Source organism: Pseudomonas sp. JL27(2026), assembly GCF_056933555.1.
The window spans coordinates 940,922-963,777 of sequence record NZ_CM167794.1 but is presented as its reverse complement, the minus strand read 5'-3'; the positions used below and the strand labels follow the sequence as shown (position 1 = coordinate 963,777).

Sequence of the window (22,856 nt, the reverse complement as noted above, 5' to 3'; positions counted from 1 at the left end):
CAAGAAGCCCATGATCTACATCATGGGCTTTTTTTATGCATCGAATGTGCGCGACATCCGAATCAGACGCTCAGACATGTCATGCACGTTGTCAAGCGAGGCTTCGGCAAAGGTCAGCAAGCGGTTGGAGGATGACCAGTTAGACAAAGGATGGTTGCTTTGCAACTGAACTCGAGTGTGTGCCAGAAGTTTTTGCCAGACATGGCAAAAGTCATTAAGGCAATTGACAGCAGTGCAGGTCTTGATTCGCATGCCTCTCAAAAGCGCCAAATGTTCCCTGGCAAATGCCACGCGCTCATTGTGCGAGTAAGCCTGACCGGGCTGATACTGCAGATTTGGCAGACCTATTTTTCCGAGCGTGTAATAAGCCTCAATCTTGGGAATCGGGCCGTCGCAACTGCACATCGAAAGACTCAGAGAATCGATAAACCGGACAAAGATGCCATGCACACTGGCACCGATAGTGACCAGCGCTTGCTGGAACGCAATGATCAAGGATGCGCATCGAGACAGACGAATGTCGAGTTCACGCATCAGATCAATCACATGCCCTGGAGGTACAGTCCCCCATACTGGAGACTTCACCAGAGTAAAAGCCCTGGGATCGATGCTATCTATTGTCTTTCGCCGCCCCCCAACGCCTTGGGTGATATCGCGAAATTGGTTGATAAAGCTGTGCGTATCCTTCAATACCTTGGCGCTTGATTGGCCCAGCAAAGACATCGTTTGCTTGAGCGCCCACCAGGCCAATGTGTTGGCGTGCGCCGCATCGGCAAGTGATACGGCATTCGGCGGTGTCAGTAACTGATGGCCCTGGCGCCGATAAAACTCGGAGAAACGCCCCATCTCTTCCAGAGCCCCGGGAAGACTGTTTAAAAAATCAATGTATTCTTTAAGAGAAGTGAAGTGTTCCTCTGATAATAAATAAGCCGACATAGAGACAACTCCTTAGTAAATGCAAAGCGCAGCACCGACCGTTATTACACGAGCCGGTGCAGAGGGTGCCATGAATACTCAAACCCTCACTGCCCTCTCACAACAATCAAACACGTGCGGAGACGCGAGCCAAGAATGTGATAAAGGTATTGATCACACTTGACGCCGGCACCACCGACTCACCTTTGGCCGCTTGATTGACAGAGGTCAGAAACAGATCATACGCCTCAACTGCCTTTTTAAACTCCGGCACTATCAGTTTGCGCTGAGTCTCAATCGCATAGACCGCCTCAATAAACTTGATCTTCTCAAGAGCATTGAGCTTGATTGTCTCTTGAGCTTCGATATCGGCCCATACGGCCGTTACTTTTTCTCTCAGCTTTTTACTCTCACGTAGCATGATCACAAAAGAAACATTTTTGGCGATACCTTCAATCGTCACCTTAAGTTGATCAATTGCCATCATGACCAATTCGATTTCCGGCATGCTCATTTTCATGCCCTTGAGCTTGTCGAGCGTCAGATTAATATCTTTGCCGATATTCTCGATACCTGCCTTCTGAATAATAGTAACGGCGTCATCAATTACCTTCTGCTCGGCTCGATAGCGGGCGAGAGCAGCCTCGTACATAGCCTTGCGGGTATTGGCATTGACAATATCCACCTGCAAGCCGCCTGAATAATGACGCAAGTCACTGACTTCGATGCTTTGAGTAAGCATTGTATAATGGGCTGCAAGGGTATTTCTTGTTTGCGTCAAGCCGTCAAAAACCCCCTTCAGTATCTGCTTGCGTTCGGCATACATATCGGCGATATCGAGTTCATTACCGCCCTTACCGACAGCACTTTCAAGTTCTTTTTCCAAGGCTACCAACTCATCTTTGGCAATCGACAGAGTCGTCTTGCCATCATGCGCCCCTGAGACCAAATCACCTGTGGCTTTTGACACACCCCGGGTTAAATCCTTAATTTTATTACTCAATCCCGGCATGTAACTCTGCGTCTCGGACAATACTGCCAGGGTGGCGTAATCATTGCCCATCTGCTTCCTGACGCTCTGCAGGGTTGCCATATCAAGTGTTGGATAGGCATTAGTTTCTGTTGAACGGATCATCTGCAGTGCCGCCATTCGCGGACTCCTTTGCTCATTTAAGAGTTCTTTATCCGCCTCAGCGAAAACACTCGTCACTACATGGACCTTATCTTTGATATCCACCCAGGACCTCACTACGGCTTTAAAGGTGTTTCGTAGCGCCCGCAGCCTCATGGCATCGGTGATGCTCGACATATGTGTAAGCGAATGGGTGACGAATATATCAATGGAACTCCACAGATGTCGCAAGTTTTCCATGGCATGGTTGGCATCGACCGCAGCAATCTCGCATTGTTGCAAATCGTGTTCTACCCGCTTTAACGAGCCTAGTGTCTGATTCTTGCTTCCCAGCATTCGAATGGCGGTGTCTTGCTCACTGTGCAACTGCTTCCGTTGCGCGCGAATATTCTCAGCCTCAACCCCCAGGTAGATCGACATGGCCAGACCGAAAATATTCATATTGGCAAGGGAGCTCAAGGACTTCTCGACCAGCGCCTTATACTCTTTATTCAGCCTGGCGAGGTCTTCGGCGCGCCGGGCAATTTGATCATTGAGCTGAACGATTTCAGCCGAATATTTATTATTTTTGATAAATTCCAATCGTTCCTTTATTTGAGGAATGACCTCATTTTCAAGCGTGGTTTTAAAGTCCGCCAGGCCCACTTTAATTCCGCGAGTTTCCTCCCACTTGCGCGCGATCTCATCACTGATCTGTTTGAAGCAGTCTTTCAGATCAGGTACTGTGTTTCGACTCAATCCAATGTCAGGAAATGCACCCGCCCAATTCAGTTTGAGTGCATTCAACTCCTCATAGGTACTCACATTGTATTGATCAATCAGCTTTACGGAAGCGTCGTCTTTACAGATCTCTTCAAAGTCATTTCCCCAGCCCTGCATCTGACCAGAAAAAAGCTCCAGGCTCGTACTTGTCGAGAGGATACTCGCACGCAAGTCAGCCCACGACTTGGCATGTTTGTTAATGACCAAAAACGTTTTAACAAAATTCTCAACCAGCAAACCTGTACCGCCATTCTCTCCTTCGCCATAGTACAAATACTCTGTAACTGTCCGCCGTTCAGTGGGCAGTGCCAGGCCTATCGCGACATATCGACTAATCACAAGTACATCATTCTTGGTCAATACCAGACCTGTGTCGCGAATGGTGCCGTCGCGTGCACCTATCGACGCATCAAACAGCACATTGGGAACACCCACCGCCACCGAGGCGATTGTTTCCTCGTCGGCCCCGGCAAAGAACTCACCCCACACTTTTTCGCTCTGCATTATTTCATTCCTTTGATTAGCAACTGTAAAGTTAGATTTTTACTCAATCTCTATAAGCACCCGATAAACACCCGAGCACAAACAAAGACTAAATCAACTTTCAATTAATCGTCAAAGCAACAAATATTAAAAATTCATTCCAACAACAACTTACAACCTAATCAACTTCTTCACCCCATAAAAAACCCTCAGACATAAAATACACCTGAGGGTTAACGCTCTTTTAATTCAGCAACTATCAGGCGAGAGTATTTAACCACTTGCCTCGGCAGTTAATACCTGCATTCTACTAAGATAAATATCGGCCAACGTGTCTAACCCAGACTCGCGCAACGTGTGCGCCGCCGTCCGTAAGAAGTTCGGATTACCGCCCATCAGTGCTTTTTGCAGCCATACGGTCGCTTCATCTGTCCGCCCACGCTCGGCCAGGCAAGTGCCGTAACTGAATTGTCCCCGGAAGTCCCCTCCTTCAGCAGAACGTCGATACCAACCAAGGGCTGCAACCGGATCGGCTGCACAAAACCGCCCGTCCTCCAGATAGCGCCCCAATAGGTTCATCGATTTCACGTGGCCCGACTCGGCGGCCCGGCGATACAGATTCAACGCTTGCGCATGGTTCTCCGGCACGCCACGCCCAGTGGCCAGCAGGTTGGCGTAGTTGTACATCGCCCAGTCCAGCCCGGCATCGGCGGCGAAGCGATAATGCCCCGCAGCGACCGTGGCGTCGGCATGACAGCCCCAACCATGTTCATGGCAACGGCCAAGCATGTTGCGCGCCATCAGGTGCCCACCCTGGGCGGCGATTGCGAACCAGCGCAAGGCCAGCGCCGGGTCCTTGGCAATGCCCTGCCCTTCAAGCAGGATTTGCCCGAGCAAGGCCTGGCCTTCAAGGATGCCCGCCTTGGCAGCCATCAAAATCGCCTGGGCAGCGCGGGCCGGGCTTTCGGCAAGCATGGCGCCGAGTTGGTCGCCGTCCAGGACTTCTTCGCGGCGCAGTCGAAAATCCATGGCCTAAACCTCGACCCAGCGACGCAACAGGTTGTGATAAGTGCCAGTCAGGCGGATCAGCGAGGGGTGATCGGGCACGTCCTGGGTCAACTGCTGAATTGCCCCGTCCATCTCGAACAGCAAGGTGCGCTGGCTGTCTTCGCGCACCAGGCTTTGGGTCCAGAAGAAGGACGCATAACGCGTACCGCGAGTGACCGCGTTGACCTTGTGCAGGCTGGAACCCGGATACAGCACCATATCGCCCGCTGGCAGCTTGACCCGCTGGGTGCCGAAGGTGTCCTGGATTTCCAGTTCACCGCCGTCGTAGTCGTCCGGGTCGCTGAAGAACAGTGTCGACGACAGGTCCGTGCGCACCCGCTCAACGCTGCCCTTGGGCTGGCGCACCGCATTGTCGATGTGAAAGTCGAAACTGCCACCGGCGGTGTAGCAATTGAGCAGCGGCGCAAACACCTTGTGCGGTAACGCGGCGGACATGAACTGCGGATTTCTCCACAGACGCTCCAGCATCGCCGCGCCGACTTCCTGGGCCAGCGGGTGACCTTCAGGCAATTGCAGGTTGTGCTTGGCCTTGGCCGACTGGTAGCCGGCGGTGATCTTGCCGTCCGCCCAGTCAGCCTGCTCCAGAGCCTCGCGAATGCGCAACACCTCGTCACGAGAGAACAAGCCGGGGATATGAAGCAGCATGGCGCGATACCTGAAAGCAAAAGGATCGCAATGGTATTGATTCTTATTGAGACTGTAAAACCCGTCAGACGAATGAGACTGTAAAAACCGTAAGGATAAATTGTAAAGAATGTAAATTCGGCGCAAATAGCAATAAGTCGCAATTGATACACATACTTGTTTGACCTATATTCCGCGACCTCAAATCCTTGGGGAGGGGAATTCACATGTCACGCCAACCATCACAGTTACCGGTCAGTTCACCACGCTTGCTCGCGTCTGCAATTGGCGTGGCCATTACCGCCAGCTCCGCCGCCCACATGGCCTACGCGGCCGAAAAAACTGACGAAAAAGCGCCGAACAATGCGATTTCCCTGGATGCCACCAGCGTTGTCGGCGAAGCCCGGGAATCCACCTCCTATCAGGTCGAAAAAGCATCCTCGCCCAAGTACACCGCGCCGCTGATTGATACCCCGCGTTCGGTGACTGTGATCCCGCAACAAGTTCTCAAGGACACCGGCGCCCTCTCCATGCAGGATGCGCTGCGCACCGTTCCCGGCATCACGTTTGGTGCAGGCGAAGGCGGCAACCCACAGGGCGACCGTCCGTTCATTCGTGGCTTCGACGCCCAGGGCGACACCTACCTCGACGGCATCCGCGACACCGGCTCCCAGAGCCGCGAGATTTTTGCCGTTGAATCGATCGAAGTCAGCAAAGGCCCCAACTCGGCCATTGGCGGTCGTGGCGCAGCGGGCGGCAGCATCAACCTGGTGAGCAAAAAAGCGCACCTGGGCAACGCCTTCGACGGCGGGTTCACCTGGGGCTCGGACCAGACCCAGCGTTACACCCTCGATGGCAACTACCAGTTCACAGACACCGCAGCTGGCCGCCTGAACCTGATGAGCCATGAAAGCAACGTCGCCGGTCGCGACAAAGTCGATTACGACCGCTGGGGCATCGCGCCATCGCTGGCCTTCGGGCTGGGCACCGACACCCGCGTCAACCTCGACTACTACCACCTCGAGAACAATGACACGCCAGACTCGGGCATCCCGTACAGCATGCCCGCCAGCGGCAAACAGGCCGATCGCAACAAGCACAACCCGGACAAGCCGAACGCCGGTGGCGACAGCAGCAACTTCTATGGCCTGAACCGCGACTTCCGCAAGGGCCGTACCGATACCGCTACCTTTGCCATCGAGCACGACCTGACCGACGCACTGACCGTCAAGAACACCTTGCGCCACGGCACCAACATGCAGGACTACATCCTGACCCAGCCGGACGACAGCAAGGGCAACGTGAATAACGGCAGTGTGTGGCGCCGCGCCAACAGCCGCGTCAGCAACGTCTCCACCACCACCAACCAGACTGATCTGTTCGGTGATTTCTATATCGCCGGGTTCAAGAACAGCTTCTCCACCGGCATTGAATTCACCCGTGAGGAAGGCGAAAAGTCTGGGTACCTCGTCAACACCGACACCACCCCAGGCTCAGGCCCGGCGGACAAACCAAGCTTCAATTGCACCCCGTCGATGATCGGCGCGCCGAGCGGTTTCAACTGCACCTCGCTGTCCAACCCGAACCCGAACGACCCGTGGAACGGTTCCATCGCGCGTGACCGTACCGGCACCGACACCACCGCCAACACCCGCGCCCTGTACGTGTTCGACACCCTGGAACTGTCACCGCAATGGCTGGTGAACATGGGCCTGCGCTACGACCATTTCGACACGGACTACAAGGCCTACGACGCCAAGGGTGTCACCACCGCCAAAGGTGCCGATACCAGCGAGTTCGTCACCGGCCAGTTCGGCGTGGTGTACAAACCGACCGAGCACGGCAGCATCTACGCGTCTTACGCCACCTCGGCCACGCCACCGGGCAATACCCTGGGCGAAGGCATGGACGGCAACCCGCTGGCGGGAACCAAGGACCGTAATGGCAACGTGCTGAGCAGCGACATGGAGCCGGAAACCACCAAGAACTACGAAATCGGCACCAAGTGGGACCTGCTCAACGATCGCCTGTCGTTGACCGCTGCCCTGTTTCGCACCGAGAAAGAAAACGCCCGGGTTCAAGTGGGCACGACCTCCTACGAAAACGCTGGCGAGACGCGCGTACAAGGGATCGAACTCTCGGCCAGCGGCAAGATCACCGACAAATGGCAAGTCTTCGCCGGCTACGCCTACATGGACAGCGAACAGGTTGACGGCGGCGCGATGAACCACGCCACCGACGGCAACCAATTGCCGAACACTCCGCGAAACAGCGCCAGCCTGTGGACGACTTACAACGTAACGCCGAAGCTGACCCTGGGTGGTGGCGCGTTCTATGTCGATGACGTATTCGGCAACGTGGCCAACACCACCATGGTCGACTCCTATGTCCGTTACGACGCCATGGCCAGCTACAAGTTGAGCAAGAACGTCGACCTGCAACTGAACCTGCAAAACCTGACCGACGAGACCTACTACGACAAAGCTTTCTCGACCCACTTCGCCAACCAGGCGCCGGGCCGTACGGCATTGCTGAGCACCAACTTCCACTTCTGATACAAGTGTGAAGCCCAAAGCCCCGCTCATTATGTGAGCGGGGCTTTTGTGTGTAATAGCCAATACCTCTCGACAACCCACGGCATACTGCGCGCCGTGACGAACACTTTTAAACGAACAAGGCGGTCCACGTGTTGAAGAAAACCCTGTTCCAGCTGCATTGGTTCTTCGGCATCAGTGCAGGCCTGGTCCTGGCCTTGATGGGCATCACCGGGGCGACGGTGTCCTTTCAGGACGAAATACTGCGGGCGCTGAACCCCTCGGTGCTGCACGTGGAAAAATTACCGGCCGGGGTCCTCCCGCCCGTGGAACTGGTGGCCAGGGTCGAGGCTGGCGAAGGCAAAAAAGTCTCGATGCTCTGGGTCGACACCGACAGCGGCAACGCTGCGCGCGTGTTCTTCACCCCGCCGCCGGGCGAGCGCCGTGGGCAAATGCGCTACTTCGACCCGTACACGGGCGAGTTCATGGGCGACGCGGTCGGTCAGGATTTTTTCGGCCTGATGCTGCAACTGCACCGCTTTCTGGCCATGGGGGACACCGGTCGGCAAATCACCGGGGCCTGTACCCTGATCCTGATTTTCTTTTGCCTGTCCGGGCTCTACCTGCGCTGGCCGCGCCAAGTCGGCAACTGGCGTGCCTGGCTGACCCTGGACTGGGCGAAAAAGGGCCGCAGCTTCAATTGGGACCTGCACGCCGTGGCCGGCACCTGGTGCCTGTTGATCTACCTGCTGGCGGCGCTGACCGGGTTGTCCTGGTCGTACGAGTGGTACAACAAGGGCCTGACGAAACTGCTGTCCGATGCGCCACAAAACGAGCGCATCAGAAGCGGTCGCGGCGCACCGCCACCCAAAGGCCCCGAGCCAGTCGCCGATTACAACGCCATCTGGAGCAGTCTCTACAGCGCCGCCGGTCCCGGCCTGAGCGCCTACAACGTGCGCATGCCGCCAGTGGCCGGGCAACCGGCGACCGTGTTCTATCTGCTGAAAACCTCGCCCCACGACCGGGCGTTGAACCAGATCACCCTGGACCCCGCAACCGGTGTCATCAGCCGCCATGATCGCTACAGCGACAAGAGCTTCAAGGCACAGTTGCTGACCAGCCTCTACGCGTTGCACGTCGGCAGTTATTTTGGCCTCGTCGGGCGAATTGTGCTGATGCTGGGCGCGCTGACCATGCCGCTGTTTTTCATCACTGGCTGGTTGCTGTACCTGGACCGTCGCCGCAAAAAACGCCAGATCAATAACGCCCGCAAGGACCTCGGACACAACAGCAGCGACGCACCAGCCTGGCTGATCGGCTTCGCCAGCCAGAGCGGTTTTGCCGAGCAGTTGGCCTGGCAGACCGCCAGCCAGTTGCAGGCGGGAGGCCTGCCGGTGAAGGTTCAGGCGCTGGCCGCTGTCAGTGAGCAAGACCTGCTGGACGCCAGCCATGCGCTGTTCGTGGTCAGCACCTTCGGCGACGGTGAAGCACCGGACAGCGCTCGCGGCTTCGAGCGCAAGGTGTTGGGCCGGGCCTTGAACCTGGCACACCTCGACTATGCCGTGCTGGGCCTCGGTGATCGTCAATACCCACACTTCTGCGGCTTCGCCCGGCGCTTGCACACCTGGTTGGCGGAGCATGGCGGCACCACGTTGTTTGCCCCGGTAGACGTCGACAGCGGCGACCCGTACGCCTTGCGCCACTGGCAAACACAGCTGGGGCAATTGACAGGGCAGGCGCCAGTCGATACCTGGCAGGCACCGGGTTACGACAACTGGACCTTGAGCACACGCGAACTGCTCAACCCCGACAGCAGTGGCTGCGGTGTGTACTTGCTGGGGCTGACCGCACCCAGCACCAGCAGTTGGCTGGCCGGCGATCTGGTGGAAGTGTTGCCGCGCAACTGCCCATGGGCCATCGAGCATTTCCTGCTGGGCCTGGGCCTTGCCAGCGATGCTGCGGTGCAACTCGACGGCTTGCAGGAAACCCTCGAACAAGCGCTCGCCAGCCGTCAGTTGCCGGAAAACCGCACTCATCTGGTCGGCCTGCATGCACAAGCGCTGGTGGATGCATTGGTGCCGTTGGCCATGCGCGAATACTCGATCGCCTCGATTGCCGCCGACGGTGTGCTGGAGCTGATCGTGCGTCAGGAGCGTCACGCCGATGGCAGCCTCGGTATCGGCTCTGGTTGGCTGACCGAACATGCGCCGGTGGGCAGCGCGATCAGCCTGCGGGTGCGGCGCAACAGTGGTTTCCACTTGCCGACCGCTCCGGTACCGATGATTTTGCTGGGCAACGGCACCGGCCTTGCCGGGCTGCGCAGTTTGCTCAAGGCGCGCATCGCCGACGGTCAACAACGCAACTGGCTGCTGTTCGGCGAACGTCATCGGGAGCATGACTTTCTTTGCCGCGAGGAGCTGGAGGAGTGGCTGCTTTGCGGGGATCTGGAACGCCTGGACCTGGCGTTCTCACGGGATCAGGCCCAGAAGGTTTACGTACAGGACCGCTTGCGTCAACGCGCCGTCGAATTGAAAAAGTGGCTGGCGGACGGTGCATCGATCTACATCTGCGGCAGCCTGCAAGGGATGGCGGCCGGCGTGGATCAGGTGCTCAACGAAGTGCTCGGTGCTGATGAAGTGGAGCGGTTGATCGAGCAAGGGCGGTATCGACGGGACGTCTACTAAAGCTCCAACTACAGTTAAACCTCCATCCCCTTCACACGGACGTGAAGCATGCCCAATCAGCCTACTCTCGAGCAACGCCAATTCGCCCGCCAATTGCGCGTCAACCAGACCGGCTGCGAACGCCTGCTCTGGCAAAAACTGCGCAGTCGTCAGCTCGCCAAGCTGAAATTCCGACGCCAGTTTCCTTGTCCGCCGTACATCCTGGATTTCTATTGTGTTGAGCTGAAACTGGCCATTGAACTTGATGGCGGTCAGCATGATGAAACGGCTGCCAGAATCCATGATCAGCGCCGAACGCTTTACCTTCAGCAGCAAGGGATTGAGGTTGTGCGGTTCAGCAATCTGGAGGTCATTGAGCAAATGAGCGATGTTCTTGAACAGATTCTCAGGGTGGCTGCTGATCGAACAGTGTGATTCTGATCTGAAGTTGTCCCCCCTCACCCTAACCCTCTCCCCAGAGGGGCGAGGGGACTGACCGAGGTGTCTAACGCTATCCATCGACCTGCAATACCGAGTCGATTATGGATTCAGCACAGCACTTTCATGTCGCAAAATTTCTAAAGAAACCCACGGTCAGTCCCCTCGCCCCTTGGGGAGAGGGTTAGGGTGAGGGGGCTCTTGAAGGCTCACACGATCAAACCGGCGACAATTTCTGCTCAAACACCCCCACCCCATCCAGATCCCGCAACACCACACTCAGCTCCCCTGTCTGGCCGTCAATATTCACCTCGCCAAAAAACTGAAACCCGGCAAACGGTGAACTGTTCTGCGTCGTCGGGGCTTTCTCGAACACCACGGTCGGGCCGAAGGTTTTATCCAGCGTGTTCGGCCCGAAACTCCCGGCATTCAAGGGACCTGCGACGAACTCCCAGAACGGTTCGAAATCCTGAAACGCCGCGCGGTCCGGGTGGTAGTGGTGCGCCGCGCAGTAGTGCACATCGGCCGTCAGCCAGACGTAATTGCGTACTTTTTGCGCCCGCAGGAAACCCAACAGCTCGGCGATTTCCAGCTCGCGCCCCTGGGCCGGGCCGGGGTCACCGTTGGCCACCGCTTCCCAGCGCGGCACGCCGGGGCTGACTTCGCCATCGGGCACGCCCAGGCCAATCGGCATGTCGGCGGCAATGACTTTCCACTGGGCCTTCGAAGCCTTCAACTCACGCTTGAGCCAGTCCAGTTGCTCGCGCCCGAGGAAGGCTTTTTCGCCGCCCAGGTTGTCGTCGTTGGCCCCGCGATAACTGCGCATGTCGAGCACGAACACATCGAGCAGCGGCCCGTAACCGAGCTTGCGATAGATGCGGCCACCGCCATCGGCGCTCTGCCGGCGCATCGGCGCGTATTCCAGCCAGGCTTGCCGCGCACGCCCAACCAGGCTGTGGATATCTTTGCTCTGGTAGCGGTCATCGAGTTGCTTGCCCGGCGACCAGTTGTTCACCACTTCGTGGTCGTCCCACTGCCAGATCTGCGGCACCTCGGCATTGAACCTGCGGATGTTTTCGTCCATCAGGTTGTAGCGATAGTTGCCGCGATATTCATCAAGGGTTTCTGCCACTTTGCTTTTGGCTTGCGTGGTGATGTTGCGCCACACCCGACCGCTTTCGGTGGTCAACTGCGCGGGCACCGGGCCGTCGGCGTAGATGGTGTCGCCGCTGTGGATAAAGAAGTCCGGCAGGCGCAGGCGCATGGCTTCATAGATACGCATGCCGCCGATGTCCGGGTTGATCCCGAAGCCCTGGCCGACGGTGTCGCCGCTCCAGACAAAACGGATGTCGCGGCGTGCCTGCGGCACACTGCGCAGGTGACCAAACCAGGGTTCGCTGGCCACGCCACTTTGGGCGTCTTCAAAGGACACACGGTAGAAAATCGCCTGATCGGCAGGCAGTCCCGTCAACTCGACCCGTGCCGTAAAATCGGTACGGGCGTCGGCCAGCGGCGAAACGAAACGCCGAGGGTTGCTGAACTGACTGCGAGTGTCCCATTCCACCACCATCCGCGCCGGGCGGTCACTGCGGCTCCAGATCATCGCCCGGTCGCCCAACAGGTCGCCGGACTGCACGCCGTCCGTGAGCTGCGGACGATCCTTGACCGAGGCGATCACTGCCGGCGCCAGGCCGGGCAACAGCAAACCGGCGCCGACCGCTTGCATGACTCGACGGCGCCCCAGGTCGAATTCGCTCATGGTGCTCTCCCTAAAAAGAGAAACTTAAGCACGGCTGTGTGAAACCGGTGTGACAGACACAGACCTCTGTGGCGAGGGAGCTTGCTCCCGCTGGACTGCGCAGCAGTCCCATTTGGGGGTCGCTTCGCATCCCCGCGGGAGCAAGCTCCCTCGCCACAGGTCAGGCCTTGGCGGGTTCCAATGCCAGCTCGACGGCCTCCGGACGCTTGGCCACCGCGTACACCACTGCCGTCAGCAAGCTCCCGGCGACAATTGCCAGCAGGTACAGCAACGCATGATTGATCGCGTTGGGGATCAGCATCACGAACAAGCCACCGTGGGGCGCCATCAGCTTGCAGCCGAAATACATCGACAGCGCACCGGTCAACGCGCCCCCGGCAATGCTCGCCGGGATCACCCGCAACGGGTCCTTGGCAGCAAAAGGAATCGCCCCTTCGGAGATGAAACACAAACCCAGCACCAGTGCGGCTTTGCCGGCTTCGCGTTCGGTCTGGGCGAACTTGCGCCGGGCAATGAACGTGGCGATGCCCAGGCCAATCGGCGGCACCATCCCGGCAGCCATGGTTGCGGCCATCGGTGCATAACTCTGCGACGCCAGCAGCCCCACCGAGAACGCATACGCAGCCTTGTTGATCGGCCCGCCGAGGTCGACGCACATCATGCCGCCGAGCAATACCCCCAACAGAATCGCGTTGGTGGTGCCCATGCTGTCGAGGAAGTGGGTCAGCCCTTCGAGCAGCCCGGCCACCGGTTTACCGACCACATAAATCATCACCAGACCGGTGAACAGGCTCGCCAGCAACGGGATGATCAGGATCGGTTTCAGCGCCTCCAGGCTTTGCGGCAACCGCGCATAACGGTTGATCGCCTGCGCGGCGTAACCGGCGATGAAACCGGCAATGATCCCGCCGATAAACCCGGCGCCCAACGTGCTGGCCAGCAAACCGCCGATCATCCCCGGCGCCAGGCCCGGACGGTCGGCAATCGAATAAGCGATGTAACCCGCCAGCAACGGCACCATCAGTTTGAACGCCGTGTCGCCACCAATCTGCATCAGCGCCGCCGCCAATGTGCCGGGTTCCTTGAATGCGGTGATACCGAAGACAAACGACAAGGCGATCATCAAACCGCCCGCCACCACCATCGGCAGCATGAACGACACACCGGTCAGCAGGTGTTTATAGACGCCGGCCTTCTCTTGCCTGGCCGGGCCCTTGGCGCCAGTGGACGCGGTTTCCTGCGTGGCTTCGGCCAGGGCTTTATTGAGCGTGGCTTCAGCCTGTTTCAGGGCGATGCCGGTGCCGCAGCGGTAGATTCTCTTGCCGGCGAAACGCTCGGTGGCGACTTCAATGTCAGCCGCCAACACCACCACATCAGCGTCACTGATGGCCTGCGCGCTCAACGGGTTGCGGGCGCCGACAGAACCCTGGGTTTCCACCTGCAAGTCATAGCCCAAACGCTTGGCCGCTTGCTGCAAGGCCTCGGCGGCCATGAACGTGTGAGCCACCCCGGTCGGGCACGCGGTGACTGCCACCAGCCGCGGCGCACTTTTCCCGAGCGTGATCGGTTCTACACAAGCTTGCGGTGCGACGTAGACCTGAGCCTCTTCAGCGCCACGACGCAGCACCGCGTCCACATCCTGCAAGGCCTGGGACGGCGTGCTCTGGAACAGGCGCTTGCCAACGAAACGCGACTTATCCACAGCCCCGGTGCTGACCAGCAATACCCACTCGGCATCCTCCAGGGTCGCGGCGGACAACTGGCGTTCGGGGTGCGCCGCATCGTGCACTTCAACGCAAGTCATCCAGCCCTGACGTTGCGCGGCAGCGTCCAGCAAACGGGCGCACAGCACACTGGTGACCATGCCATTCGGGCAGGCAGTAACAATGGCTAACTTCATGACCAACCTCTTATTGTTCTGTCAGCGGGTGAACGCGCACCCGTTGTTCGAGCTGCGCCAGTTGCGCGCTATCGCTGATCCCGAAACCGATCTGCGTGACCGCCAGGGCCGCAATCGCGGTGGCCGTGCGCAAGGTCTGTTCAGGCATCTCGGCGCAGAGCAAACCGTGAAGCATGCCCGCCAACAATGAATCGCCCGCCCCCACCGTACTGGCCACACTGACCTTGGGCGGCGTGGCGTGCATCGCCGAGCCGACGCTGAACCAGTTCACGCCCTGGGCACCGTTGGAAATCACCACGTGTTCAATGCCCTGAGCGTGCAAACGGCTCGCCGCTTCGGCTTGCGCGGTCACCGAAACCACCTCGCAGCCCAGCGCCTCGGCCAGCTCTTCAACATTGGGCTTGATCAGCCACGGCCCCGCCGCCAGCCCCGCCCGCAAGGCTTCGCCGCTGGTATCCAGGGCCACTTTCAAGCCTTTGGACTTGAGCCGCAGCACCAGTGCCTGCAACCACTGTGGGCTGACACCACGGGGCAAACTGCCGGCGACCACCACCGCGTCAAACCCGGCAACGATCTGATCCAGACGATCAAGCAACGCCTGCTGCGCTGCGGCATTGACCACGGGCCCAGGACCGTTCAAATCGGTGATGCGCCCGCCACTTTCCGCCAGTTTGAGATTGCTGCGGGTTTCCCCCGGCACGCGGATAAACGCATCGACAAAGCCACGACGGGCGAACAACGCTTCGAACGCCTGCGGATTGTCTTCACCGAGAAAACCGCTGACCGTGACGTGATGCCCCAGGTCCGCCAGCACCTGTGCGACGTTCACACCCTTGCCGGCAGCGTGGGTGTGCAGGGTGTCGCTGCGGTTGACCTGACCGAGCGCCAATTGCGGCAACTGCACCGTGAGGTCCAGCGCCGGGTTGAGAGTCAGGGTTAAAATCTTCGCCATCACAGCACCTCCACTAATGCACGCACGTCAGTCGCGCTGCCCAAAGCCAATGCCTGCTGGGCCAGCTGTTTTGCCTGCTCAAGGCTCAGTTCGCGAACCCGCGCCTTGACCTCGCCGATGCTGCGCGCCGAGACACTCAACTCATCCACACCCAGCCCCACCAACACCGGTACCGCCAGCGGATCGGCCGCCAGCTCGCCACACACACCTACCCATTTACCATGGGCATGGGCCGCTCGCACGGTGATGTCGATCAGCTGCAGCACCGCCGGGTGCAAACCATCGGCCTGAGCCGACAGCGTCGGGTGCCCACGGTCGATGGCCAGGGTGTATTGGGTCAGGTCGTTGGTGCCGACGCTGAAGAAGTCGACTTCTTTGGCCAGGACCGGCGCCAGCAAGGCGGCCGACGGCACTTCGATCATGATCCCCAGTTGCAGGTCGGCCACCGGAATCTCCAGGCGCAAACGCTCGGTCATGTCCCGTGCCTGACGCCATTCTTCAACGCTGCCGACCATCGGAAACATGATCCGCAGCGGACGGTTATCGGCTGCGCGCAACAAGGCACGCAACTGTGCTTCCATGATCTGCGGGCGCTGAAGGGTCAGGCGAATCCCGCGTACGCCGAGGAACGGGTTCTCTTCCTTGGCAATCGGCCAATACGGCAACGGTTTGTCGCCCCCCACGTCGAGAGTTCGCACCACCAGCGGCCGCCCGGCCAGGCCGTCGAGCACGCGGCGGTACTCGGCTTCCTGGGTGGCTTCATCCGGCGCTTGCGGATGGGCCATGAAAATCAGTTCAGTGCGCAGCAGACCAATGCCTTCGGCGCCCTGCTCGACAGCGCTGATCACGCCCGCGCTCTCGCCGATGTTGGCGAACACTTCCACGGCGTGACCGTCGGTGGTCAGTGCCGGTTGATGACGCTGCGCCGCAGCAGCTTGCAGGCGTTGTTCACGGCTGTCGCGTTCTTCAGTGGCGCGCTGCAAGGTCGCGGCATCGGCGTCGACATGCAGCCGTCCACGTTGGCCGTCGAGCAGCAACGGCGTGCCCGGCGCCAGCAGCAACACCGCCGCACCGGCACCGACCAGCGCCGGAATGCCCAAGGCTCGAGCGACGATGGCGCTGTGAGCGGTGGCGCCGCCGCGTGCAGTGAGAATGCCGGCCACCCGCGTCGGGTCGAGGCGCGCCACATCCGATGGGCCGACCTCGTCCATCACCAGGATGTAGGGCTGATCCGGCTCGCTCGGGGTTTCAATACCGCACAGTTGCGCCAGCACCCGCCGACCAATGTCGCGCAAGTCGGCCGCACGCTCGGCGAGCAACGCGTCCTGCAAGGCTTCCTGTTGTCTGGCTGCCGCCTCGATCACCGCCATCCACGCCGCTTCGGCGCTTTCGCCCTGTTTGAGGCGCGTGTCGACTTCATCGGTCAGCTCCGGGTCGTCGAGCATTTCCTGATGGGTAATGAAAATCTCGCGAATAGCCTTGGCCTTGCTGCGCTGGATCAGCCCTTCGATGTCGCGACGGACAGCGGCCAGTGCGGCCTTCAGGCGCTCGCGTTCGATGGCCGTGGATTCGCCGCGCAGCGGGTAATCAATTGCTTGCAGCACCTGAATATGGGCCGGGCCGATGGCAATCCCCGGCGCGGCGGCGATGGCCTGAATCAGGCTGCCCGAGGCGGGAGCGACCACGGCGGGGGCGATGTCGGTGACAACCTCGCGATGCGCGCTGATGGCCGGCAAAGGTTCGACTTCTTCGCCCAGCCCTTCCTCGATGGCGGCCAACAACGCGGGCAACGCGTCTGCCGCGATGCTCGGCTCGGCGATCAGTTCCAGCTCTTGCCCACGTCGGGCGCCAAGGCTGAGCAGCTTGCTCAAGCTCTTCACCGACACCGCGTTGTCCTGGCCGTCGACGAGCCTGACGCGGATTTCGCCGTCAAAACTTTTCGCCAATTGCGCGAGGATCTTCGCGGGTCGCGCATGCAAGCCATGTGCATTGGCCAAGACGATACGGGCACTCGGCCAATCGGCCGGCACCTCACCGCCCAATACTTGCAGCACCGCGCGGCTGCTGGTGGCGCGGCCCAGTTCATGCCCGCGACCTTCGATCAGCAACGCGCAAAGACGTTCAAGCAATGCCTGATGCGCTTCCCCCAGGCTCGCCAGGCAAAACAACCCGCTCAGCGGCTGGCCCAGGTAACGCATCGGCTTATCGGGCGTGACGAAGGCCAACCCCGGCCGCTTGACCGTCTGCTCGCTGTGCAGCCACCACAACCCGTCGCCCAGCGGCAGCGCTTCCACCTGCTGCAACACCGCCGAGAACCCGTTGCTGACGCAGTTGGCCTGACGCAACAACCGGGCACCGCGCCAGACCAGCTCTTCAAAGTCGTCGGCGGAAACGCCGAGGCCGATCATCTGCGCATCCAGCGCCAACTCTTGCGGCGCGCCTTGCAGCAGTTTCAGCAAGGCCTCGGCGGAACTGGCCCGACGCAACGCCTGGCCCAGATCGGTTTCACCGAGGGCGCGAGTCAACAGTTGCAGCAAGCGCAAATGCTCGTCGGATTTGGCAGCGATACCAATCGCCAGGTAAACGATTTGTCCGTCGCCCCAGTCCACGCCCTCGGGAAACTGCAACAGCCGCACGCCGGTGGCAAACACCAGATCGCGGGTTTGCGGCGTGCCGTGGGGAATGGCAATACCTTGACCGAGAAAGGTCGAGCCCTGAGCCTCTCGGGCCTGCAAACCTGCAAGGTAACCGTCGGCCACCAAACCATCGGCCACCAGTGTGTCGGCCAGCAGGTGCAATGCAGCGGCTTTATCCACGGCCGACTGGCCCATGGATATCTGCTCCGGGGTGAGCTCGAGCATGCTTTCTCCTTTTTGGCGCGATGATGCACCAGGTATTGTTTTGAATGAATCAGCTTAGGCTTTTGTGCGGACACTCTTTGGCAGTTTCGCGGTAGCACCGGCCAAAATAGCCAATAATGAGGAAAATACGCCGGCTGAAACGTTTAATCTAGGTGAATGACTACATTACTCGATAATCTTCAAGGCCTGAAGTCCACGCATCGGATGCGCTGCGACAATGGTCGCATGCCCTAATCGGGTAGGATTGGACAAAATATCGGCCGAAAAACAAGGAACTCCCGGGTTGAAACTCAGTGATATTGCCCAGTTGGCTGGTGTGTCCGTCACCACCGCCAGCTATGTCATCAATGGCAAGGCCGAACAGCAGCGCATCAGCAACGCCACCGTCGAGCGCGTGCGCGCGGTGGTCGAACAACATGGCTTCACGCCCAATCCTCAAGCGGCCGGGTTGCGCAGTCGGCACACCCGCACGCTGGGCTTTATCCTGCCGGACCTGGAAAACCCCAGTTACGCACGAATTGCCAAGCTGCTCGAACAAGGCGCCCGGGCACGGGGTTATCAATTACTGATCGCCAGCTCCGACGATGCGCCGGACAGCGAACGGCAATTGCTGGCGCTGTTTCGTGCACGCCGCTGCGATGCGCTGATCGTCGCCAGTTGCCTGCCGGCCGATGACGACAGCTACCGCCAGTTACAGGCCAAGGGCATGCCGGTGATTGCCATCGACCGGGTCATGGAGCCCGAGCATTTCTGCTCGGTGATCAGCGATGATCGCGAAGCCAGCCTGCACCTCACCCGCAGCCTGTTGCAGCCGGCGCCCAAACAGATCGCATTGATCGGCGCGCGCCCCGAACTCAGCATCAGCCAGGAGCGAGCGGCCGGTTTCAGGCAGGCACTGGACGGCTTCGAAGGCCAGGTCATGATCGAACACGGCGAGTCTTTCAGTCGTGAATGCGGCCGCCAGTTGATGGAAGAACTGCTGCAACGCCTCGGCCATTTGCCGGACGCGCTGGTGACCACGTCTTACGTGCTGCTGCAAGGCGTGTTCGATGCGCTGCACGACTTCCCGCTCAAGTCCCGCCCGCTACGCCTCGGGACGTTTGGCGACACCCAGTTGCTGGACTTCCTGCCGTTACCGGTCAACGCCATGGCCCAGCAACACCAATTGATCGCCGACAAAGCCTTGCAACTGGCCCTCGCCGCCATCGAGGACGGCCAGTATCAGCCCGGCGTGCAGGCTATTGCACGGACCTTCAAACAGCGAATTCGCCAGGACTGACCGTGGAGCTGATCGACAGCCACACCCATCTGGACTTTGCGGAGTTCGACGCCGACCGCCAAACGCTGTTGGCAGACTGTCGCGCCCAAGGGGTTCGGCGGATGGTGGTGCTGGGGGTTTATCAGCGCAATTGGCAGCACCTCTGGGATCTGGTGCAACGTGATCCCGACCTGCATGCCGCGTTTGGCCTGCACCCGGTTTACCTCGATGAACACCGTCCCGCCGACCTGACGGAACTCGGCGACTGGCTGACCCGACTGGCCGGGCATCGGCAATTGTGTGCGGTGGGCGAGATCGGTCTGGATTACTTCCTGGAGACCCTGGACCGCGAACGCCAACAGGTGCTGTTCGAGGCGCAACTGCAACTGGCCGCGGACTTCGCGCTGCCGGCCCTGCTCCATGTACGGCGCAGCCATGCGGCGGTGATTGCGACGTTGAAACGCTTCAAGCTCAAGCGTGGCGGGATCATTCATGCCTTCGCCGGCAGCCAGGAAGAAGCCCGCGAGTACATCAAGCTGGGGTTCAAACTGGGCCTTGGCGGCGCTGCAACCTGGCCGCAAGCCTTGCGCCTGCGCAAGGTCATCGCTCAACTGCCGTTGGCGAGCGTGGTGCTGGAAACCGATTCACCCGACATGGCGCCCGCCATGTTCCCCGGCCAACGTAACAGCCCGGCTCACTTGCCCGCCATCTGCACGGCGCTGGCTGACATCATGACCATCACCCCAGAGCAACTGGCGGCCGCCAGCACCGCCAACACCTGCGCGCTGTTCAACTGGTAGTCAGTCGGCGTGTGCCCTGGCGGCTTGCAGGATCAGCGTCATGTGCTGCCGATGCCGGGCCAGGCGCATCACCACGAAGTAGACAAAAACCGCGACCAGCGAGAAATTCAGTTGTTCGACCACACTGAGCAAGCCCACCCACTCCAGCACCAGCGCGACCAACAGTGCTGTCGCGACCAACACAATCATGCTGGCGCGCAGCATCGCCAGCGCATCCAGTGACTTGAAGCGCTTGATCTGCTTCGGGCAACTGAGCTGCAAGGTTTGCTGGCAATGGGAACAGGCAAACGCCTCGTTGATCGCGATCGCATTCAGTTGCCAGGGCTTGAGCAGCAAGGTGATCTGGCAATGGGCACAGCGACCCTTGATTCCAATGGGTGCAGCAGTCATACACGGACTCCCTCAGGGCAGTGGCGCAATAGCCAGCGGGTCGAAAGACGCGGATCTTCCATCATTGAAGACAGCAAATCCGACCGAGAAGGAAAACAGGAAACTGCTCACTCACAAAGTTAATAAGTACTACAGATTGTTCAGACCAAGACGACACGGAGAATTCAGCATTCCTTCGGCGCCCGGCTCAACTACACACGAAAGGCACTGATCAACTGCTTCAACTGCACCACTTGTGCAGAGAGCGCCCGGCTGGCGTCTTCAGTTTGGTGTGCGCCCTGGGCGGTGCGCTCCCCGGCGCGGTTGATCTCGACGATGTTCTGGTCGATATCGTGGGCCACCGAGGTCTGTTGCTCCACGGCAGCAGCAATTTGCTGGTTCTGATCGACGATCATGCCCACCGCGCCGAGGATGTTTTCCAGTGCCTGCTGAACCTTTTCCGACTGCCCCACCGTACCGCTCGCCGTCTGATGACTGACGCCCATGGCCTTCACCGCCGCGCCGACGCCGCTGTGCAGCCGGGTGATCATCTGCTCGATTTCTTCGGTTGATTGTTGCGTACGCTTGGCGAGGGTCCGCACCTCGTCGGCGACCACCGCGAAACCGCGCCCCTGTGCACCGGCCCGAGCGGCTTCGATGGCCGCATTGAGCGCCAATAGATTGGTCTGTTCGGCGATGCTTTTGATCACCTCCAGCACGCGGCTGATGGACTGGCTGTCACTGGCCAGTTGATTGACGACCTGCACCGAGGAATCAATTTCGCTGGCGAGTTGTGCAATGCTGCCCTGCTGCGACTCCACCAGGCCACGGCCGCTGATGGTTTCGTCGTTGACGCTGTGGGCGCTGCTGACCGCCGCTGCCGCACTGCGCGCCACTTCCTGGGCGGTGGCTGACATCTGATTCATCGCCGTGGCCACCTGCTCGATCTGACTGCGTTGACCGGCCACGGCCTGATTACTCTGGGCCGACACCGACTCCACTTGCCCGGCCTGACGCTCGACTTCGTTAACGGTCTTGCCCACTAACTCGATCAGGTCGTGAATCTTGGCCACGGTGGCGTTGAACACCTTGCCCAACTCGCCCAATTCATCGCGACTGTGAGCGGTAAAGGTCACGGTCATATCACCTGCCGCCACTTTTTCCATCACCGCGCCCAAACGCTTGAGCGTGGTGCGGGTCGAGGCGTAAAAGCCGCCGTAGAGGTAAAAGATCAGCACGAACACCACCGTCAGGGCCGATGCCTGAAGCACCATGTGCGTACGGTTCTGCTCCAGACGTTGCTGTAACTGAACATCGAGAAACTTCAGCGTCGCTTCATTCAACTGGTAAGTCTGAGCCATCAACTCGCTGACCTGATCGTAAAACGCGGGCCACGGCGCATCGAGGGTGTCGGCCATGACCACTTGCTCTTCGAACAGCTCGCTGGCTTTTTTCAGCGACGCTTTGCTGGTGTCGGCCAATGAAGCGAGACGCTCGCGGGCCGCCGCACTGGAGCCCAGCGCGTCCTGCAATTTCAGCCCGTACTCGGCCTGGAGCCTTTCGATCTGCGCCAGCAGTTCATCGAATCGGGTGCTGGAAGACGAGTTGAGAAAGCCCTGCCCCAGGGAATAAGCCCCCATCGCCCGACCTTCGCCGAGGATTTGGGTGACGCGCGGGGTGACGCTGGTGATCAATTCACTCAACTGGCGCATGTCGCTCTGGTTGTCGCGGCTCAGGCCGGCCTGACTGGCGATGATCTGACTGAAAACCTGCGCACTGCCAAGCAATTTTCCGATTAATGCGCTTTTGCTTTGCAGCGAATTTTCGGCTTGCTGGGCCTTGAAGGCGCTGATCATTTCATCGCGCTTGGCGTCGAACACCGCGATCTGATCTGGGTCGATGGCCATCGCCTTCAACCCCTGCAAGCGTTGCAGGAGGGTCTGCTCCAGGGCGGCGATTTTCGTCTCGACATCGCCAGCCTTGCCGGACTGGCCGAGGGTGGCGTTGATCTGTACGAGGTTGTTCAGGGTTTCCAGGTCCCGCCGCAATGTCAAACTGCTGCCCAACAGGTCCAGGCTCTGCAATTCGACCTGGGTGCCCTGGAACTCGCGATAGGAGTCGCGGACCAGATAGAAGTTGGTCACCAGCATCGGCAGTAAAAACAGCACGCTGATCAAGCTGAACTTCATGCCGAAGCTCAGGCGGTTCATCAGTGCGACAGCAGGATAGAGCAAGCTCTTCACTGGAAGCCTCCCTTGGATTTTTTATTTTTATTGGTCGGCGCAGCCGAATACAGCAGATAGCCACTATGGCGCGCTACTTCTGTATAGCTCAAATC

15 protein-coding genes are annotated in these 22,856 nt (G+C 59.5%); 5 read left to right on the top strand and 10 right to left on the bottom strand.

Annotated features, from left to right (window positions below):
* Nucleotides 1–33 precede the first annotated feature (33 nt).
* From AC1Z1G_RS04330 to AC1Z1G_RS04315, 4 genes are all read right to left on the bottom strand, one after another.
* Nucleotides 34–936, bottom strand: a complete 903-nt coding sequence (locus tag AC1Z1G_RS04330; protein WP_483625156.1) for a hypothetical protein — start codon at nucleotides 934–936, stop codon at nucleotides 34–36.
* 106 nt (nucleotides 937–1,042) lie between these two features.
* Nucleotides 1,043–3,313 (bottom strand): alpha-xenorhabdolysin family binary toxin subunit A, encoded by a 2,271-nt coding sequence (locus AC1Z1G_RS04325; protein WP_483625155.1) that lies wholly within the window; start codon nucleotides 3,311–3,313, stop codon nucleotides 1,043–1,045.
* Nucleotides 3,314–3,565: 252 nt separating this feature from the next.
* On the bottom strand, nucleotides 3,566–4,321 hold the full coding sequence (locus tag AC1Z1G_RS04320) for a tetratricopeptide repeat protein (protein WP_483625153.1): 756 nt from the start codon (nucleotides 4,319–4,321) through the stop codon (nucleotides 3,566–3,568).
* A gap of 3 nt (nucleotides 4,322–4,324) precedes the next feature.
* On the bottom strand, nucleotides 4,325–5,005 hold the full coding sequence (locus AC1Z1G_RS04315; protein ID WP_483625151.1) for a Fe2+-dependent dioxygenase: 681 nt from the start codon (nucleotides 5,003–5,005) through the stop codon (nucleotides 4,325–4,327).
* 206 nt (nucleotides 5,006–5,211) lie between these two features.
* Here AC1Z1G_RS04315 and AC1Z1G_RS04310 point away from each other — a divergent pair, with 206 nt between their 5' ends.
* From AC1Z1G_RS04310 to AC1Z1G_RS04300, 3 genes are all read left to right on the top strand, one after another.
* Nucleotides 5,212–7,539: a TonB-dependent receptor gene (locus tag AC1Z1G_RS04310; protein WP_483625149.1), complete on the top strand. Its 2,328-nt coding sequence runs from the start codon at nucleotides 5,212–5,214 to the stop codon at nucleotides 7,537–7,539.
* 131 nt (nucleotides 7,540–7,670) lie between these two features.
* Entirely contained in the window at nucleotides 7,671–10,202 is a 2,532-nt protein-coding gene (locus tag AC1Z1G_RS04305; RefSeq protein WP_483625147.1) for a PepSY domain-containing protein, read from the top strand.
* A gap of 48 nt (nucleotides 10,203–10,250) precedes the next feature.
* Nucleotides 10,251–10,616: an endonuclease domain-containing protein gene (locus tag AC1Z1G_RS04300; protein WP_483625145.1), complete on the top strand. Its 366-nt coding sequence runs from the start codon at nucleotides 10,251–10,253 to the stop codon at nucleotides 10,614–10,616.
* Between the two features lie 220 nt (nucleotides 10,617–10,836).
* Here AC1Z1G_RS04300 and AC1Z1G_RS04295 read toward each other — a convergent pair whose 3' ends face one another.
* The 4 genes from AC1Z1G_RS04295 to ptsP all read right to left on the bottom strand — a co-directional run bounded on the left by AC1Z1G_RS04295 (nucleotide 10,837) and on the right by ptsP (nucleotide 18,091).
* Entirely contained in the window at nucleotides 10,837–12,378 is a 1,542-nt protein-coding gene (locus tag AC1Z1G_RS04295; RefSeq protein ID WP_483625143.1) for an alkaline phosphatase D family protein, read from the bottom strand.
* A gap of 160 nt (nucleotides 12,379–12,538) precedes the next feature.
* Nucleotides 12,539–14,278, bottom strand: coding sequence for a PTS fructose-like transporter subunit IIB (locus AC1Z1G_RS04290; RefSeq protein WP_483625141.1), 1,740 nt, complete (start codon nucleotides 14,276–14,278; stop codon nucleotides 12,539–12,541).
* A 10-nt stretch (nucleotides 14,279–14,288) separates the two neighbouring features.
* A complete protein-coding gene (pfkB, locus tag AC1Z1G_RS04285; protein WP_483625139.1) occupies nucleotides 14,289–15,230 on the bottom strand; it encodes a 1-phosphofructokinase in 942 nt (313 codons plus the stop codon).
* Nucleotides 15,230–18,091: a phosphoenolpyruvate--protein phosphotransferase gene (gene ptsP, locus AC1Z1G_RS04280; RefSeq protein WP_483625137.1), complete on the bottom strand. Its 2,862-nt coding sequence runs from the start codon at nucleotides 18,089–18,091 to the stop codon at nucleotides 15,230–15,232. Before ptsP ends, pfkB begins: the two co-directional genes overlap by 1 nt.
* A 283-nt stretch (nucleotides 18,092–18,374) precedes the next feature.
* Here ptsP and cra point away from each other — a divergent pair, with 283 nt between their 5' ends.
* Both cra and AC1Z1G_RS04270 read left to right on the top strand, forming a co-directional pair.
* A complete protein-coding gene (gene cra / locus AC1Z1G_RS04275) occupies nucleotides 18,375–19,370 on the top strand; it encodes a catabolite repressor/activator (RefSeq protein ID WP_483625135.1) in 996 nt (331 codons plus the stop codon).
* 2 nt (nucleotides 19,371–19,372) lie between these two features.
* A complete protein-coding gene (locus tag AC1Z1G_RS04270; RefSeq protein WP_483625133.1) occupies nucleotides 19,373–20,149 on the top strand; it encodes a TatD family hydrolase in 777 nt (258 codons plus the stop codon).
* Here the strand turns inward: AC1Z1G_RS04270 and AC1Z1G_RS04265 are convergent, their stop codons facing one another.
* Nucleotides 20,150–20,539 carry a hypothetical protein gene (locus AC1Z1G_RS04265; RefSeq protein ID WP_483625131.1) on the bottom strand — a complete coding sequence of 130 codons (390 nt, stop codon included), beginning with the start codon at nucleotides 20,537–20,539 and terminating at the stop codon, nucleotides 20,150–20,152.
* Between the two features lie 191 nt (nucleotides 20,540–20,730).
* The gene (locus tag AC1Z1G_RS04260; protein ID WP_437128166.1) at nucleotides 20,731–21,435 is read right to left on the bottom strand and encodes a methyl-accepting chemotaxis protein; all 705 of its coding nucleotides are present in this window, start codon (nucleotides 21,433–21,435) and stop codon (nucleotides 20,731–20,733) included.
* Nucleotides 21,436–22,856: the final 1,421 nt, after the last annotated feature.

What these genes read in the sequence shown, in the direction of transcription:
- AC1Z1G_RS04295 (WP_483625143.1), bottom strand. Translation starts at nt 12,378, where the DNA reads ATGAGCGAATTCGACCTGGGGCGCCGTCGAGTCATGCAAGCGGTCGGC.
- ptsP (WP_483625137.1), bottom strand. Translation starts at nt 18,091, where the DNA reads ATGCTCGAGCTCACCCCGGAGCAGATATCCATGGGCCAGTCGGCCGTG.
- AC1Z1G_RS04320 (WP_483625153.1), bottom strand. Translation starts at nt 4,321, where the DNA reads ATGGATTTTCGACTGCGCCGCGAAGAAGTCCTGGACGGCGACCAACTC.
- AC1Z1G_RS04265 (WP_483625131.1), bottom strand. Translation starts at nt 20,539, where the DNA reads ATGACTGCTGCACCCATTGGAATCAAGGGTCGCTGTGCCCATTGCCAG.
- AC1Z1G_RS04300 (WP_483625145.1), top strand. Translation starts at nt 10,251, where the DNA reads ATGCCCAATCAGCCTACTCTCGAGCAACGCCAATTCGCCCGCCAATTG.
- AC1Z1G_RS04325 (WP_483625155.1), bottom strand. Translation starts at nt 3,313, where the DNA reads ATGCAGAGCGAAAAAGTGTGGGGTGAGTTCTTTGCCGGGGCCGACGAG.
- AC1Z1G_RS04330 (WP_483625156.1), bottom strand. Translation starts at nt 936, where the DNA reads ATGTCGGCTTATTTATTATCAGAGGAACACTTCACTTCTCTTAAAGAA.
- AC1Z1G_RS04310 (WP_483625149.1), top strand. Translation starts at nt 5,212, where the DNA reads ATGTCACGCCAACCATCACAGTTACCGGTCAGTTCACCACGCTTGCTC.
- AC1Z1G_RS04290 (WP_483625141.1), bottom strand. Translation starts at nt 14,278, where the DNA reads ATGAAGTTAGCCATTGTTACTGCCTGCCCGAATGGCATGGTCACCAGT.
- pfkB (WP_483625139.1), bottom strand. Translation starts at nt 15,230, where the DNA reads ATGGCGAAGATTTTAACCCTGACTCTCAACCCGGCGCTGGACCTCACG.
- AC1Z1G_RS04260 (WP_437128166.1), bottom strand. Translation starts at nt 21,435, where the DNA reads ATGTCAGCCACCGCCCAGGAAGTGGCGCGCAGTGCGGCAGCGGCGGTC.
- AC1Z1G_RS04315 (WP_483625151.1), bottom strand. Translation starts at nt 5,005, where the DNA reads ATGCTGCTTCATATCCCCGGCTTGTTCTCTCGTGACGAGGTGTTGCGC.